Raw genomic sequence first — 17290 nt, forward strand, 5'->3', positions numbered from 1 at the left:
ACTAAACCCCAAATGCTAAGTACATTGACTGGGAGGTCGCATTCATGAAAATTACCAGCTATGAAACGTTTATTGTACCGCCACGCTGGCTGTTTTTAAAGATCATAACCGATGAGGGGATTGTCGGCTGGGGCGAACCGGTTATTGAGGGCAAGGCGCGGACTGTACAGACTGCTGTCGATGAACTGATGGAATATCTGATCGGCAAAGACCCGATGCAGATCGAGGACCACTGGCAGGTTATGTATCGCGGTGGCTTCTATCGTGGCGGCCCGATTCTGATGAGTGCAATCGCCGGGATTGACCAGGCGCTTTGGGATATCAAAGGCAAGTACTTCAACGCTCCGGTTCACCAACTGTTGGGTGGCGCCTGCCGGGATAGCATCAGAGTATACTCCTGGATTGGCGGTGACCATCCCAGTGATGTCGGCCGTGCTGCCAAAGCGGTAGTGGATGTCGGCTTTACAGCCGTCAAGATGAACGGCACCAATGAACTGCAGTATGTCGACTCCTATCGCGAGATCGATGCCGCCGTGGCCCGGATTGCCGAGGTGCGCGCCGCAGTTGGCCCGGATATCGGCATCGGCGTGGATTTCCATGGACGGGTACACAAGCCGATGGCAAAAATCCTCGCTAAGGAGCTAGAACCATATCGTCCGATGTTCATTGAAGAACCTGTTTTGCCGGAGAACAACGAGGCATTGCGAGAAATCGCCGCTCATACCAATATTCCGATCGCGATTGGTGAACGTATGTTTTCACGTTGGGATTTCAAAAAAGCCTTGTCTGACGGCTATATCGATATTATCCAGCCTGACCTTAGTCATGCGGGCGGCATCACCGAGTGCAAGAAAATCGCTGCCATGGCTGAGGCCTATGACGTGGCACTGGCACCGCACTGTCCGCTGGGGCCGATTGCGCTGGCTGCCTGTCTGCAGCTTGACGCGACTTGCCATAATGCTATCATCCAAGAACAAAGCTTGGGAATACATTATAATCAAGGAACCGATTTGTTGGATTATCTTACTGACAAATCAGTATTCTCCTATCAAACCGGCTCTGTTGCTATACCGCAGGGGCCTGGCCTTGGCATCACCGTCAACGAAGAGCATGTACGGAAGATGGCTGCCGAGGGTCATAATTGGCGGAATCCTGTTTGGAGACATCCTGACGGGACTGTTGCTGAATGGTAAATCCTTTCGGGCGGCTGCTCAGCCGGCTGCCTAATTTTTTGCGGCAAGCCTGGTTGGCTCGTCAGTCAATAGGTGTCAAACTGTTTATCTTTGCGGCGATTCTCATTCTGGTCCCTTTGACTATTGTCGGCGCTATATCGTATCACCGCTCAGCGGTTGAACTTGAAAATGAGGCGCGCGACTATAGCAGCCAAGTGACCGAGCAGGTAGAATCTCATGTTGAATACTATATTCGCGATTTTGAGATCAATGCGTTGAAAATCATGAATCATCCAGATATGCTGCAGTTTTTGCGCATGACCAATCAGGAGCAAATTGAACAATCGAACATTCGCCAGAGTGTCGAACGGGTATTAAAGAATGCTGCCTACTCGCGCTCGGATATCTCGAACATCACCATTGTTCTCGATAAAATGCAGGTCATTGACTGCTATGGGACAAAAAGTCCCTATCCGGCGAGCGAGCTAATAAATGAATACTGGTATCATTCGGTACCGGTTAACGCAGTTCCTATCATGGTTAGCCGCGTCATTTCCTGGCCTGACCACAAAGAGCCGGTATTGTCCTTGGTCAAGCGGGTCCATAGCCCGAATACGCTCGAACCGATTGGGCTGCTGATCATTGATATTAACTTTCGACGGATTCAGGATATTGCTCAGGGTGTCAACGTTTGGCGCAATGGTCAGTTCTTTATTCTTGACAGCCAAGGGCATTATGTCTATCATCGCAACGAAGCTCTGTTAGGTCAGCCAGCTGCGCTTTCTTATCTCAGCCAATTGTATGAGGAGCCAGAGGGCTCATTTGTTGGCGGTAATGCCTCCAGTTTGACGACCTTCAGCTATTCGTATTATCTTAATTGGAAGTTTGTGACCGCTATTCCTTACCGGGAGATTAGCAATAGGGCGGCTCAGGTGGGCCGGACTACGGCAGTTACCGCTGTCGGCGCGTTGGGGCTTGCTTATCTTTTGGGCCTTGCTTTTGCTCGAACCATTGTCAGACCACTCAGGCGATTGCAACGCTACATGAAAAATGTGGAGGTTGGGCACTTTAACGAGAAGATTGTGGTTGAGTCTGAGGATGAGATTGGTGAGCTGACTCGAGGCTTCAATCGGATGACTGAGCGACTTTCCGCCTTAATGGAAGAGGTTTACTTCTCAAAACTGCGGGAGACAGAATCGATGTTGCGGCAAAAGGAAATGGAGCTAAAGGTGCTGCAAGCTCAGGTCGACCCGCATTTTCTTACCAATTCACTCGAAACCATCCGCGGTATGGCACTGGCAGGAGGCAATGAGACGGTCGCGTCCATGGCCGCATCGCTCGGTACTCTGTTGCGTTATAATTTGCGCAACACGGCGCCGACGGCAACACTGCGGGAAGAAGTGCATTTTTGCCAGGTCTATCTACAAATCCAAGAATATCGTTTTGAAAAGCAATGCGAATGCCGTTATATCATTCCTGATTGGGCATTGGAACTGCCGATTGTGAAATTTTCTTTACAGCCACTGGTGGAGAATTGTCTGTTGCATGGCCGTTGGGAAGATGGGAGGCCGCTTGCTATTACCATCGCGGCTAGCGGCCAAGAACAGGATTTTGTCATTGAAGTCATTGACAATGGAGTAGGCATTGCGGCTGACAAGCTGAAAGAACTGCGGGTTTCACTGCAAAATGCCGATCCAGGACCGGAAGTTGGCAGTATCGGCTTGCGCAATTTACATCGACGGATTATTAACTTGTTTGGCGACAGCTATGGGCTTAGCCTGGAAAGTGAGCCTGGAGTAGGGACAACAGTAACTATCCGGTTGCCCGTCGTTAGGCGGCAACTTAGGCCAGCTATGCAGGGGGACGGTATATGAGCTACAATATTTTGCTAGTTGATGACGAACGCTGGGTCCGAGCCGCCCTTAAGTGGACGATTGAACAGACAGGGCTTTCATTCCGTGTCGTTCATGAATGCGCAAATGGCCGGGAAGCGCTTGATTGGCTAAAGCAGAACCCTGTAGATCTAGTGATAACCGATATACGCATGCCAGTGATGGATGGACTGACGCTGGCTAAAGAAATCAAAGCCTATCGTAACCAACCGATTGATGTAATCATTATCAGTGTGCATGATGATTTTTCTCTAGTGCAGCAGGCCCTGCGCCAAGGAGTAACCGATTACCTGTTAAAGCCTGTCGAGATAGATCAGCTTTGCACCTGCTTAACAAATTGGCTTGATAAGCGCAATCCCCCTGCTATGCTAACAAAGGAAGCCCAGGATTCCCCTATGACCAAGGCACTTGCGTTCATCGCCTCAAGAATGCCAGGCGATGTCACGTTAGCCGAAACGGCGAAACATGTTCATGTCAATTCCTGTTATCTTAGTCAATTATTCAAACAACAAACTGGCGTGAACTTTGTCGACTATGTGGCAGACCTGCGAATCCGAGCGGCTAAAAAGTTGCTGACAACAACCACGTTGCGCGTCGCGGATATTGCTGAACGGCTGTGTTTCGCCGATATTTCCTATTTCAGCACCCAGTTTAAGAAGCACACCGGTTGTACGCCAACCGAGTACCGGGGCAAAAATCAGGTGCCGGTTAGGCAAGAACGTTATGAGTAATTTTAACACAGGAGTAGTATATGGAGATTGTTCAGCTTAGCCGTGGAATGAAGCAGGATGTAATTGAACAGATAAAACGTTATTTTGCCGCCGAAAGAGACGAAGCTATCAGTGACTTCCAGGCGGAGAATCTCCTCAATTTTATTCTGGCTACAATTGGTCCGGCGATCTATAATCAAGCGATTGAAGACGCTTATACAGTGATGAATGAAAAAACTGAGGAGCTCTTTGGACTGCAGAAGCGGAGCCGCTAAGTGTATTATGTGGCGACGGCAATTACTGACCCAGGCGCCGCTCTGCGGCAGATTGCTGTAATGGAGGAAAGTGTCAATGACGTCCATTTTGTTCCTGGCGCCCTATCATAGCATGGCGGAATTGGCTGCCAGTACAGCCCGCCAATTAGGCGCTAATATATACATTGAGGTTGCCAAGGATACAGAAGCCAAGGCGGCTGTTGCGAAACACCCTAATGTCGGAGTGATTATTAGTCGCGGCGGCTTGGCGGAGGAAATCAAGTCAACGACAGGTGCGGGTGTTAGCACCGTCGAAGTCACTATGTCGATTAATGATTTGTTGAGTATTGTCAGCAAGCTGTCTGGTTTGGGCTTACGCCGAATCGGTATTGTCAGCCGGGCCAATCTGTTTGACGGTATTATCGGCGATTTCAATATTTCGGGAACTGACCTCTTTATCCGCTCCTGTCGGGATGAGCAAGAGATTGAGAAAACCGTGCGTTTCCTCCACCGGCAAGGAATCGAGGCAGTTATCGGCTGCCGAGCCGCTTATGAAACGGCGAAATTCTGCGGCATTGTGGCCGAATTTCTCGAATCAAGCGCAGTTTCCATCAAAAAAGCGATGGAAGAAGCGTTGCGGATTGTAGAGGCGACAGAACGGGACAAACTGCAGACCGCCCAACTCAAGGCGATTATTGACAACATCGAAGAAGGCGTCATTGCTGTCGATGACAGTGGAGAAGTCCGTTTCTATAACCATGCCGCCAGACGGATTTGCGCTCCGACGGGCAAGGGTTTGTCTGGCGAGCAGATTAGCGAACTGCTGCGCTATCGCAACCAGGAAAAGATTATTCCGATTAACGGCACTAGTGTGATTGCTAAGGTTATCCCGTTAGCGCTGAGTAAAAACAAGGGCGACGTCGTAACCTTTCAAGAAGTGAGCAGTATCCAGGCGGTAGAGCGAAAGATTCGCTTTTCTTCCTATGAGAAAGGCCTCTACGCAAAATTCACTTTTTCGGATATTATTGGCCAATCTGATAGCATGAAAAAGATGATTGGCAAGGCAAAGACCTTTAGCCAATATGATTCCAATCTATTAATCTATGGCGAGACCGGAACTGGTAAAGAAGTATTAGCCCAGAGTGTTCACAATAACAGCCCCAGAAGCAAAGGCCCATTCGTATCTGTCAACACAGCGTCGATCCCGCCTAGTTTGCTGGAAAGCGAACTGTTCGGCTATGTCGAAGGCGCTTTCACCGGCGCACGCAAGGGGGGCAAGCTGGGACTGTTTGAGTTGGCGCATGGAGGCACTATCTTTCTCGATGAGATTGGCGAACTGTCGCCAGAGATTCAAAGCCGGCTACTGCGGGTTTTGCAGGAAAAAGAGATCATGCGTATTGGTGACGACCGGATTATTCCGATCGATGTACGAGTTATCTCAGCGACGAATCGCGACTTATTAGAGTTGGTCAGAGAGGGAAAGTTCCGTCAGGATCTATTTTACCGGGTGCATGTGTTGGGTGTGAGGGTACCGCCACTGCGTGAGCGGACTGAGGATATTCCACTGATCTTTGAACACTATCTGACTCGTTTCACCAAAATGGCTAAGATGCATAAAAGCAAACGGTTTACATTGACACCTACCGCCATCAAAGCGCTTGATAGCTATCCCTGGCCAGGTAATATCCGCCAGTTGCGCAATGTAGCGGAAGTGATGGCCTGTAATTTGTCAGAGGGTGAGCTGATCGACCAGCAACAGATTATGGAGGTACTGGGAGAGCAGGAAACGCGGGTGGATGGTGGACGCTCGATCACGATTCGGGAGACGAATGATCTAAAGCAGATGGAAGCAGAGATCGTCCAGCAGCTATTGGCCCGTTGGGGGGCTGACGAGGTGTGCCGCCGACTCAACATCAGCAAGGTTACACTGTGGCGGAAAACAAAAGTATAATTTCAAATTTGAAAAACAAAATTTCATATTTGAAATAAAGTGAACAAAAAATTGCTTAGTCCAGGTCTATAAGGAGATTGCCGCGTCGTTTCGCTCCTCGCAATGACAGTCCGAAAAGGCTGTCATTGCGAGCGTAGCGCGGCGATCTTCTTTTTAAACAGACGTGCGTTGCTGATATTATTTCCCTGATAAGCCCAACTTGGCACACCTCTTGCATTATAGGAACCTTGATTTACAGTTTCGATAATATACGAGGAGGACGGAGAATGAATAAGAAATGGTTACTGATCGCTGTGGCTGTCGTTGTGATGGCTTCGCTGGTTCTCAGCGGCTGTGGCAGCAGCAAGCAAGACTCCAAGCTTAAGGCAGACGAGAAAATCGTCATTAAAATTGCCTATGGCAACAACGTGGGCGAGCCTAATGACAAAGCAGTCCGCGAGTGGGGCCGTCTGATGAAGGAAAAGAGCAACGGCAAAGTTGAGTTTCAGTACTTCCCAAGTTCTCAGCTGGGTTCCCAAAAAGACGTTACCGAGCAATTGACAATCGGCGCTAACGTCATCACCATCTCTGATGGCGGCTTCCTAATGGACTATGTGCCAGCATTTGGCGTCACCTACCTGCCCTACATCTATGACAATAAGGAACAGCTCTATAAACTGGTAGACAGCGATCTGTTCAAAGATCTGTCGAAACAGCTCGAAACTAAAGGTCTTTACATCGTCCATAGCAAATGGATCTATGGCAATCGCCACATTATCGCTACTAAACCTGTTACCAAACCGGAAGACCTGAAAGGCTTGAAAATCCGCGTTCCCAACATTCGTCTTTCCACCGAAATGATGAATTCGATGGGTGCTGTCGCTACTCCGATGCCGTTGGCTGAGGCGTATCCGGGAATCATGCAAGGTATCATCAATGGCGCCGAAAATCCGATTCCGGTTCATTTTGGCGGCAAGATGCATGAAGGTGCAAAATTCCTTAATCTGACCCATCACCAAGTCAATCTGTCTTCCTGGATCGCAGGTAAAAAGTTTATTGACAAACTGCCGGCTGATATCGTGAAAATGCTGAAGGAAACTGGCGAAGAAGCTGGCCGCTTCCTTGAGAAAGAAAACGAAAAGGCTGACAAAGAAGCTCTTGAAAAAATGAAAGCTGCCGGCGTAAAGGTTGTTGAAGTAGACCGCGCCGCATTCAAAGAAGTCATGAAGGATTTCCCGAAAAAGTTTAGCAAAGAGTTCCCGCCTGAGTTGATGGAAAAAGTATATTCCATTATTGGCAGCAAGTAATTAAAGTGCAATCAAACTCCGGCCCCGGTTTCATAACCGGGGCCGGAGTGCAAAGGAAGTGGAAAGTGTTGAAATTACTGCGTAATTTAGATGATATCGTTGGCATGTTTCTGATGGCATTTATCATACTGTTGGCTTGCGCCAATGTATTCATGCGCTATGTGGTTGGTAACCCCTGGGGCTGGGTTGAGGAAGTCACGATTTTCATCTTCGTGTGGCTGACCATGATTGGCGCGGCTTCGGTGATTAAAGCAGAAGGACACTGCAGCATCGACGTGTTAGCCAGAAAGCTGCCGCCAAAGGCCCGGCGCGTCCTGGATACGTTTGTTGACTTGTGTGTCATCGTCACTCTACTGCTGATGATATACTACGGAACAGAACTGACACTGTCAGCCGGCGGAAAAATCACTCCGATGCTAGGCATTCCCTATACCTATATCGATGCCGCAATTCCCGTATCCAGCCTGATCATGCTGTCCTACTACCTAAGGATTGCCTGGGATAACATCACCGGCAAAGGCCCAAATTCACAAACAGAGGAGTCACAATAATATGGCCATTTTAGCAGCAGCATTGATCATGTTGGCGTTGTTTGGCATCAATGTACCGGTAGCCTTTGCCATTACACTGTCAACGTTCGCCTACTTCTTTATTGCCAACGACCTATCGCCGGTTTTTGTTATTCAGCGCATGATTGGTGGCGCAGATAATGTGCCACTGCTGGCGATTCCTTTCTTCATGATGTTAGGATCAATATTAAACTATACCGGGATTACCACCCGCCTGTTAAAGCTGTCAGAACTATTATCAGGCCATTTGCGCGGTGGCTTGGCTCAGACTAACGTCGTGCTGGGCGCACTGATTGGCGGCCCCTCTGGCGCCGGTTTGGCTGATGCGGCGATGATCTGCAAGGTCCTGGTGCCGGAGATGGTGAAAAACGGCTATAGCCGCCCCTTCGCCGCAGCGCTAACCTCGGCCTCTGCTCTCTTAGGCCCGATTCTGCCGCCAGGCATTGGCCTCATCATCTACGGATTTGTCTCAGACACCTCTATTGGCAAACTGTTTCTGGGTGGTATGGGACCCGGGGTACTGCTGACCATTTTATTGATGGTCACGGTTGACTATATAGCCAAAAAACGCGGCTACAAGCCGACGCGCGATAAAAAACCTAGTATGAAGGAAGTCGTGGTGGCAACCAAAGACGCGGTCTGGGGCCTGATGTTGATGGTCATTATCCTGGGCGGTATTCGCTACGGAATATTCACCCCGACTGAAGCAGGCGCAGTCACTGTTATCTACTCGCTGATTGTCGGTATTGCCTATCGGGAAACAAAGTGGGCAGATATTAAACTGGCGCTGTTAGAGTCGGCGCGTGCGAATGGATCGATCATGCTGATTTTGATGGCTTCGGCCGGCTTTGCCTGGATTTTGACCTGGGAAGGCGTGGCTTCTGACGTCACTGGCATGATGACTGGTCTGACAACCAGCCCGGCTCTGTTCTTACTGATTATCAACGTATTCTTGCTGGTTGTCGGTATGTTCCTCGACGGCAATGCCGCGATTGTCGTGCTGACCCCGCTCCTGATGCCGACTGTACACGCCATGGGCATTGATCCAGTTCACTTTGGCATTACGATGATCTTTAACCTGTCGATCGGCGCCATTACGCCGCCGTTTGGCACGACTATGTTCTTGACCTGCAATTTATCCGGCGTCAAGCTTGATGACTATATGAAAGAAATTTGGCCGTTCTATGTAGCACTGCTGGTTGCATTGGCGGTTACGACTTATTATCCGCCGCTGTCATTGATATTGGCAGAACTCGTGAACTGATCAATTAAAGGGAGTTTAATGATGAAAGCAATTTGTCTACAGTCGCCTGGCGATATCCGGGTGGCACAAATACCTGATCCTGAGCAGAAGCAGGACCGGATTATCATCAAAGCGAAAAGCGTGGGCATCTGCGGCTCTGATATCGGCGCCTATCGCGGCGTGAATCCGTTGGTTAGCTATCCCCGTATTATCGGTCATGAAATTGCCGGTGAAGTGGTTGGCATCCCGGCTGACGAGAAAACATTTTCAGTCGGTGACCGGGTTATACTGGAACCATACGTCTATTGCGGGCATTGCTATCCCTGCAGCATCGGCCACACGAACTGCTGTGAGAATCTGACTGTGCTGGGAGTACACATCGATGGCGGTATGTCAGAGTATTTCTCCCATCCCCGGCAGCTCATACACAAGGTTCCTGATAACATTCCTTGGGCGCACGTTCCGATGGCTGAGCCACTCGGAATTTCGATGCATGCCGTCAACCGACCGCAGCTACAACAGGGTGAGCATGTTGTGATTACCGGCAGCGGCCCGATCGGACTGCTCGCGGCGCAAATGGCACTGACGATGGGCGCGATTCCGATCATGGTCGATTTGGTGGAGGAACGCTTGGCATTCGCGCGCAGCCTTGGCGTTGAGCATACTGTAAATCTTGCTGCTGTTGATGCAGTGGAAGCGATTAAGCAAATTACCGGTGGCCGGATGGCTGAGGTTGTCGTGGAAGCGTCAGGTTCGGAGAAAGCGATTCGCAGTGCTATTGATTATGTGTCTTATGCAGGCCGAATCTCGCTGGTAGGCTGGCCCAAGAATGAAGTGGCGCTGCCGACTGCTCTGTTTACGAAGAAAGAGCTTACCATCGTCGGCTCGCGCAATGCAGTGGGCACATTCCCGGCTTGCCTGCAACTGATTGCAGATAAGAAGGTCAATGTCGAACCGATCATTACAAAAGTGGTTTCTTTTGATGAAATTCCCGCCGCAGTAAAGGAACTTTCCGAGCATCCAGAGAAATATCTCAAAGTAATTGGAATGTTTTAGTAACTGAGAAAACTGCTATGTGTTTGAGGAGTCAGGGAATCGGAGAACGTTAACCGCAGAGTACGCGGAGGATATCGCAGAGGGTTATTGTTTTTTATAATAACTTGGCCTCTGCGTACTCTGCGGTAAAACGCAGCTTCGCCTCCCTGGACTGGGGATCTATATACTTAATATGGAGGAGGCTAAACTCATGACTAAACTTAGCAAAAGCATGCTCGCCTCGTATACGCCGCCTGCTGACCTGTCTGTATGGAACGATTCGGCCCAGTTGCCGGAGAAAGTGCTGCAGTTTGGTGAAGGCGGTTTTTTGCGCGCCTTTGTTGATTGGATGTTCCATCAGCTAAACAAACAGGGACTGTTTAATGGCCGCGTGGTTGTTGTTCAGCCCATTGCCCAGGGACTGGTCGACAAACTGAATGAGCAGGACGGACTATATACTCTTATCCTGCGCGGCCTGGAGAATGGCAAGCCGACAGAAAGAAACGAGATCATCAGCTCGATTAGCCGGGGTATTAATCCCTATACAGATTGGCAGGCTTATTTGGCTTGTGCCGAAAACCCCGACATGGAATTTATTGTTTCCAACACCACAGAAGCAGGCATTGCTTTTGATCCGAAGGACTCGATGGACAATACGCCGCCAGTATCATTTCCCGGCAAGCTGACTGCATTCCTCTACCACCGTTTCCGCCATTTTAACGGCGACGCTAAACGGGGCATGGCCATGCTACCCTGCGAATTGATTGATCGCAACGGCGATAACTTGAAAAAGACGGTTCTGCAGACCGCTGCCAACTGGGGCCTGCCACAAGAGTTCACAAACTGGGTTGAACAGCATAACACCTTCGCTAACACTTTGGTTGACCGGGTAGTTACCGGTTATCCACGTGACGAGGTTAATGAAATCCAAGCCAAGCTTGGCTATGAGGATGCACTCTTAGATACCGGCGAGCTGTTTCATCTCTGGGTTATCGAAGCGCCGCAAGAGTTAGCAGAGCGGCTTCCGTTCACCAAAGTCGGGCTTGACGTAATCTGGACTGACAATATGGCGCCATATCGTACCCGTAAAGTCCGCATTTTGAATGGCGCGCATACCGGTTCCATCCCTGCCGCCTTCCTCTATGGACTGGAAACGGTAGGGGAAATGATGGATCATCCCGTTTTGGGTAAGTATGTTCGCAGTTTGATCAGCGATGAACTGGTTCCTTCCATCAACCTCGACAGACAGATGCTGACCGCCTTTGCCGACGATGTGGTGGAGCGGTTTAAAAACCCGTATATCAAGCATTACCTGTTGAGCATACTCTTGAACTCTTCTTCCAAATTTAAGACCCGCAACCTGCCGTCCCTGCTTGAATACTATCAGCTAAACGGCAAACTGCCTGAAAAACTGACGTTCTCGTTGGCGGCGCTGATCTCGGTATACCGTCATGGTGTCGTTGACGGAATGCGGATGCAGGCTCGCCGCGACAAAGGTGAGTTTGTCATGCAAGACGACCTGCCGGTGCTGGAATTCTTCGTCAAAACCTGGTCTGTATTTGATGGCAGTAAGGAGTCAGCGCAAACTGTTGCCAAACAAGTGCTAGCAAATACCGCCATCTGGGCGCAAGATTTGAATACAGTTCCTGGTCTGACTGATAAAGTTGCAGCCTATCTGTGGCAGATTGACTCTCTGGGCATGCAATCCACACTAGAAAAGTTGGTTGAGGCAGGTAATTAGCATGAAACTGATACACATCCATGATCGCGATAATGTCGCGGTTCTGCTAGAGCCGATTGTAAAAGGTCAGACAGCCGAGATCAGCGGACAGATGGTGACGGCGACAGAAGATATCGATAAAGGCCATAAAATTGCTCTCACTGCGATTGCTAAAGGGGAGAATATCATTAAATACGGCTTCCCAATCGGCCATGCCACTGTTGATATCGCAGCCGGCCAATGGGTCCATACTCATGTGATCGCCACAAATCTTGGCGACATCCTGGAATATCAATACCAGCCTGACGTCAAGCAGGATATCCCTGCTGTCTGCGCAGGCAAGACCTTCCCCGGCTACCGCCGCCCAGATGGACGGGTCGGCACCCGCAATGAGGTCTGGATCATCCCGACGGTTAGTTGTGTGAATCGCAATATCCAACTGATCGCCAAAGCGGTGACTGCTCGCTACGCGGATGCCGCCATTGATGGCATTTACGAATTCACTCATCCCTATGGCTGTTCGCAAATGGGTGAAGACCAACTAACCACTCAGACTATTCTCGCCAATTTGGTTAACCATCCTAATGCCGGGGCTGTACTGGTCGTTGGTTTAGGCTGTGAAAATAACCATATCGCCGAGTTTCAGAAAATAATAGGTAAGTGGGACCCCGAGCGGGTTAAATTCCTCGTTGCCCAAGAGGTCGAGGATGAGATTGAGGCCGGAGTCGAACTAATCGGCGAGCTCATCACGTATGCTTCCAGCTTCAAACGGGAAGAATGTCCGGTAGCTGAACTGGTCGTTGGGCTCAAATGCGGCGGTTCGGACGGATTTTCCGGCATTACTGGCAATCCGTTGGTAGGCTACTTCTCTGACCGGCTGATTGCCTGCGGCGGTTCAAGCGTGCTGACAGAAGTGCCGGAGATGTTCGGCGCGGAGACCATCTTGATGAATCGCGCCACCGGACAGGACGTCTTTGATAAAACAGTCGATCTGATTAATGGCTTTAAACACTACTTCACATCCCACAATCAAGTTGTCTATGATAATCCGTCACCAGGCAATAAGAAGGGCGGTATTTCGACACTGGAGGAGAAATCGCTAGGCTGCACCCAAAAAGGCGGCGTCAGCCCGGTTGTCGATGTTCTGCCCTATGCTGGTACGGTCAGTCAGAAAGGGCTGAACTTGCTGAGCGGACCGGGTAACGATATGGTGGCTTGCACAGTGCTTGCCGCCGCTGGTTGCCAAATTATCCTGTTTACCACGGGCAGGGGTACGCCGCTGGGAACAGCAGCGCCGTGCATAAAGGTTGCCACAAATAGTGATTTGTTTGCTCATAAAGCTAATTGGATGGATTTTGATGCCGGTCGTTTATTGGTTGAACCGCGCGCCAAGGTCGTTGACGAATTCTTCGACTACGTGCTGGCTGTAGCCAGTGGCCAACGTACCAAATCTGAGGAAATGGGCTTTCGCGAAATCGCGATTTTCAAAAACGGGGTAACACTGTAAGGAGGGCAAAATCATGCATCCTGACTGCAAGGCCATCTGTGAGTACATCCTCAGCTCCAAGGAAATTGACACAGTGAAGTATAGCAAGCATATGCGTTCTTTTGGCGAAGGTGCTTGCCACCTGTATGCCGATTCGGTACATGCCTCAAATGGCTGTGTGCTGTTTATCGCTAAAACGCTTGGCGAGAAATTCCTCTGGGTCATTGAGAAAGAAGCTGGGGCTGACAGTAGCGAATTTGAGGGAAGAGTCATGACTGTTGCTGGGAGGAATGTGCGCAAGGCGCCGCTTTCCCACGCCAACGCAGTAGTCATTCGGCGTTGGTTCCCCTTTGCCCGTCCGACCGCGTTCGGCAGAGAGGGAGTAAGCATCGGGCTTGGTGACCGGCTGGGTATTGCCGGTCCGGGACATCTGCGGATTATTCGCAAAACTAAAGCACGCCCCGTCCTAGCGCAACAGTCGATTCGTGAACTCAACCTTACGAATCGTACCTATGAGGATGTGCTAGACAGTGCGACCTGGGCAGTTTTTCAGGAAGGCTATCATCTTGGCTTTGGCGCAGACGGCGATCATTTAAAGACTGCTGCCGAAGTCAAGCAAGCCCTTGACCTTGAATTCTCGATGATTACTCTTGACTGTTCGGAGAAGATTGATAATCGGGTCGCAACCATGACCAAAAGTCAAATCGCCGCCGCTTATTGGGCATTGCCAAAGGAACTGCGCGATGAGCTGGAGCCGCTGTATCTTGACAAAGGCTTTCAGGTTGGTGGCCAGGAATTGTTTTTTGATTCGACTACTCTGCGCGAGATCGTCCTGATTTATAGTAAGGCGATGGACTTTATCCGCCATATCTATTTTGACGTGGTCAAGCCCTATAATCGCGAGATTGATTTCGAAGTATCGATTGATGAGACCATGACTCCAACTACTCCGGAAGCGCATTATTTTGTCGCCGCCGAACTGCAGCGCCATGGTATTGTTGCTTCCAGTATGGCACCGCGCTTTTGCGGCGAGTTTCAAAAGGCGATTGATTACATTGGCGATATTGCGCAGTTTAAGCGAGAGTTCATCTTGCACTCAGCGATTGCTGACCAATTTGGCTACCGCTTAAGTATCCATTCTGGCAGTGATAAGTTCAGCGTTTACCCGATCATCGGCGAGATCACCGGTGGGCGGGTGCATGTGAAGACAGCTGGCACTAACTGGTTGGAAGCACTGAAAGTGATTGCATCAAAAAAACCGGCTTTGTTCCGGGAAATCTATGCTTTTGCGTTAGAGCACTTTGCCGAGGCTACCGTATACTATCATGTTACTACCGATTTGGGCAAAGCACCGGATGCGACAGTCATGCCAGATACTGACTTGAAGAAGGTCCTGCAACAAGCAGACGGCAGGCAGGTGCTCCACATCACCTATGGCTTGGTGCTGACAGCCAAGAACCCTGACGGCTCCTATCGCTTCCGCGACACCATCTATAAAGCACTTGACGTGGAAGAAGAGGCTTACGCAGACACCTTGTTCCTACATATCCAGAAACATCTGCTGAAGCTAGGCATGGAAGTCTTCCGCGCTTAAATAACAGTAATACTGCAGACTCGCGCCCGAGTGGCGCGAGTTTCTTTCGTCGAGGAGGATATGGCAGGAAAATACAGAATAAGTTCATTATATTTGGCCGCATTGAGGCAGACTAGGTAATATCACTTATCGTTGAGGTCAAACATGATTGTTGATTTACACATTCACACAACTGCGTCAGACGGCTCCTGGACACCAGCCGAACTGATCGAACAAGTCCGATTAGCAGGTATTGGGCTATTTGCTGTAACTGATCATGATAGTGTGGGAAGTCTCGCGGCGACGGCGCGACTGGCCCGGGAAGCTGGGCTGTCGTTTATTCCAGGAGTCGAGATCTGCTCTACGGTACGTGACCGGAATTTTCATATCCTTGGTTATGGAATAGACCATCAGTCTAAGCCGCTCGAGGGCCTGCTTAGGCATAATACAGAGCTGATGGAACAGGCGGATGAAGACAGTATCCACAAGCTGATTGCTCAGGGGTTGCCAATCAATTATGCAGAATACCACGACTACCGGCACAATCCGGCCAGAGGTGGCTGGAAATCGCTCAGCTACCTGACCGACAAGGGGCTGTGCGCTGATGTGAAAGAGTTTTTTAGCAAGCTATTTACCGCTGAACGCGGTATTGTCTTCCCAACTTTCCCCTCGCCTCAAGCAGTAATCGCTACTATCCACGCGGCGGGCGGCAAGGCTGTATTGGCCCACCCAGGCAGTGACTTCCATGGGACGATGCTTGAGGAGACGCTGGATTCTTTTGCAGAGGAAGCGATTGACGGGGTGGAATGCTTTCATCCCAGCCAAGACGACGCCACAAGCTTGCGGGCGCTTCGATGGTGTGAGCGGCATGGGCTGTTAATTACCGGCGGTTCAGATTGTCATGGTGTCTTTGTGCCGGAGCGGCGGCTGGGTCGCCCGGTATTACACATGGAAAGGTTAAAATTAGAGAGTCTCTTAGTATGAGAATGCGCAAACTCACATCACGGTCACGTGTGTAAGTTTGCGCATTCTTTGTTGCAAGTTCCCTTTTTTGCGGCTGTTGCCTGTTCGTCGGCGCATCTATGCCTCTGGCTTATTCGTCAGTCAATCGCGGACTTTTATTAGTACCTTCATGACCGTATTGCTATTTTCATCTATATATTGGTAGGCGGCGGGATAGTCCTGCAGGCCAAAATAGGCACTAATCAGGTCGCCGATCTTAACCTTTCCGGCATTGAGCAGAGAGATAGCTTCCGCGTAGTCTTCGCTCACATAATTCATCGCGCCAATGATATTGATCTCACGGCGCTGCGTCAACCCAAGCTCGACGGGAACTTTATCATAGAAGTTTCCGACGGTGACGATATTCGTGCCGCGTCGTGCAGACTTGACCGACTGGTCCATTGTACCGGTTGTAGCTGCGCAATCCAAAATTACATCGGCCCGGTCACGCCCATAATGAGTGACAATAGCGGTTTCTAAATCTTCAGTGGCGGTATTGACGATATGATCAATGCCGCATTTTTTTGCAATATCTAGCCGAAAAGGGTTAATATCGGTAATCATGACAGAGCGCGCTCCCATGCCCTTCGCCGCTTGGCCTACCAGGTTGCCAATCGGTCCAGCGCCAAGAATCAGTATATTCCCGTCATGATACCTTTGCCCCAATCTGATAGAGTGAACGGCAACAGCCAGCGGCTCGATCATTGCGCCAGCGTCATAATCCAGCCCGTCAGGCAGACGATGAAGCTTAGACGCATCTGTCAAGAAGTATTCTGATGCCATTCCGGTAGTTCCGCCGAGGACGCCGATGACTTTGTAGTCTTCGCAAAGATTGTAACGACCTTCGCGGCATAGCCGGCACTCTCCGCAATAAAGCTGCGGACGCAGCGTTACCCGATCACCAATGCAAACGTTTGTTACGTCCGGCCCGGTTTGTACTACCAAGCCTGATCCTTCATGTCCCTGCACAAGTGGGAACACTGCATATTTGTGTCGACCATGATAAACGTGGATATCCGAACCGCAAACGCCAATTCGTTTCACTTCAACCAACACTTGTCCCGCTTCTGGTATTGGAATCGGCGCCTCCCTGTATTCGATATTTCTTGGACCGCCTAGCACTGCGTGCAGCATACCTACCCCTCCTGTTTGCGGGATTTTCCTAAACTTCCAAATAATACCTTCTTAGCGCTGCATCAAATTCCTGCCTATGAAATGATCAGAAATAATAAATTTCAAGAAAATAACAAAATTGTATTATTTATGAAGGACTTTTTTCCTTTTAATGGAATTAAACCAGTGTGTTCAACTGGTATACAGCTAGCATACAACATTCGTTGCAAACTCGACTGGCAAGTAACCGTGCTATTGTTGCAAGGGACGTTATTTATGGCGTC

At 49.9% G+C, this 17290-nt stretch carries 15 protein-coding genes; 13 read left to right on the top strand and 2 right to left on the bottom strand.

The window, feature by feature from the left end:
- Positions 1 to 44: 44 nt before the first annotated feature.
- The 13 genes from dgoD (at position 45) to AXX12_RS07915 (ending at position 15875) form a co-directional block, all read left to right on the top strand.
- Complete coding sequence (gene dgoD, locus AXX12_RS07855) at positions 45 to 1193, top strand: galactonate dehydratase (RefSeq protein WP_066240612.1); 1149 nt, start codon at positions 45 to 47, stop codon at positions 1191 to 1193.
- The gene (locus AXX12_RS07860) at positions 1187 to 3046 is read left to right on the top strand and encodes a sensor histidine kinase (RefSeq protein ID WP_066240614.1); all 1860 of its coding nucleotides are present in this window, start codon (positions 1187 to 1189) and stop codon (positions 3044 to 3046) included. Before dgoD ends, AXX12_RS07860 begins: the two co-directional genes overlap by 7 nt.
- Positions 3043 to 3795, top strand: a complete 753-nt coding sequence (locus AXX12_RS07865; protein WP_066240618.1) for a response regulator transcription factor — start codon at positions 3043 to 3045, stop codon at positions 3793 to 3795. Before AXX12_RS07860 ends, AXX12_RS07865 begins: the two co-directional genes overlap by 4 nt.
- A gap of 20 nt (positions 3796 to 3815) precedes the next feature.
- Positions 3816 to 4049: a DUF2164 domain-containing protein gene (locus AXX12_RS07870; RefSeq protein ID WP_066240620.1), complete on the top strand. Its 234-nt coding sequence runs from the start codon at positions 3816 to 3818 to the stop codon at positions 4047 to 4049.
- A gap of 76 nt (positions 4050 to 4125) precedes the next feature.
- Positions 4126 to 5979, top strand: coding sequence for a sigma 54-interacting transcriptional regulator (locus AXX12_RS07875; RefSeq protein ID WP_066240622.1), 1854 nt, complete (start codon positions 4126 to 4128; stop codon positions 5977 to 5979).
- A 266-nt stretch (positions 5980 to 6245) separates the two neighbouring features.
- On the top strand, positions 6246 to 7265 hold the full coding sequence (locus AXX12_RS07880; RefSeq protein ID WP_082816763.1) for a C4-dicarboxylate TRAP transporter substrate-binding protein: 1020 nt from the start codon (positions 6246 to 6248) through the stop codon (positions 7263 to 7265).
- A 65-nt stretch (positions 7266 to 7330) separates the two neighbouring features.
- Positions 7331 to 7816, top strand: a complete 486-nt coding sequence (locus tag AXX12_RS07885) for a TRAP transporter small permease (RefSeq protein WP_082816764.1) — start codon at positions 7331 to 7333, stop codon at positions 7814 to 7816.
- A 1-nt stretch (position 7817) separates the two neighbouring features.
- The gene (locus tag AXX12_RS07890) at positions 7818 to 9098 is read left to right on the top strand and encodes a TRAP transporter large permease (RefSeq protein ID WP_066240624.1); all 1281 of its coding nucleotides are present in this window, start codon (positions 7818 to 7820) and stop codon (positions 9096 to 9098) included.
- Between the two features lie 21 nt (positions 9099 to 9119).
- Entirely contained in the window at positions 9120 to 10133 is a 1014-nt protein-coding gene (locus AXX12_RS07895; protein WP_066240627.1) for a zinc-binding alcohol dehydrogenase family protein, read from the top strand.
- 190 nt (positions 10134 to 10323) lie between these two features.
- Entirely contained in the window at positions 10324 to 11853 is a 1530-nt protein-coding gene (locus AXX12_RS07900; protein ID WP_066240631.1) for a tagaturonate reductase, read from the top strand.
- 1 nt (position 11854) lies between these two features.
- Positions 11855 to 13339, top strand: a complete 1485-nt coding sequence (locus AXX12_RS07905) for a UxaA family hydrolase (RefSeq protein WP_066240637.1) — start codon at positions 11855 to 11857, stop codon at positions 13337 to 13339.
- Positions 13340 to 13352: 13 nt separating this feature from the next.
- Positions 13353 to 14912, top strand: coding sequence for a tagaturonate epimerase family protein (locus AXX12_RS07910; RefSeq protein WP_066240640.1), 1560 nt, complete (start codon positions 13353 to 13355; stop codon positions 14910 to 14912).
- Between the two features lie 144 nt (positions 14913 to 15056).
- Positions 15057 to 15875 (top strand): PHP domain-containing protein, encoded by an 819-nt coding sequence (locus tag AXX12_RS07915; protein ID WP_066240642.1) that lies wholly within the window; start codon positions 15057 to 15059, stop codon positions 15873 to 15875.
- 120 nt (positions 15876 to 15995) lie between these two features.
- Here the strand turns inward: AXX12_RS07915 and AXX12_RS07920 are convergent, their stop codons facing one another.
- Together AXX12_RS07920 and AXX12_RS20145 are read right to left on the bottom strand one after the other, a co-directional pair.
- Positions 15996 to 17027, bottom strand: coding sequence for a zinc-dependent alcohol dehydrogenase (locus AXX12_RS07920; RefSeq protein WP_066240646.1), 1032 nt, complete (start codon positions 17025 to 17027; stop codon positions 15996 to 15998).
- A gap of 157 nt (positions 17028 to 17184) precedes the next feature.
- Positions 17185 to 17280 (bottom strand): hypothetical protein, encoded by a 96-nt coding sequence (locus tag AXX12_RS20145; protein WP_407922263.1) that lies wholly within the window; start codon positions 17278 to 17280, stop codon positions 17185 to 17187.
- Between the last annotated feature and the right edge of the window lie 10 nt (positions 17281 to 17290).

It is taken from the genome of Anaerosporomusa subterranea (assembly GCF_001611555.1).
GTDB classification, from domain to species: Bacteria; Bacillota; Negativicutes; order Sporomusales; family Acetonemataceae; genus Anaerosporomusa; species Anaerosporomusa subterranea.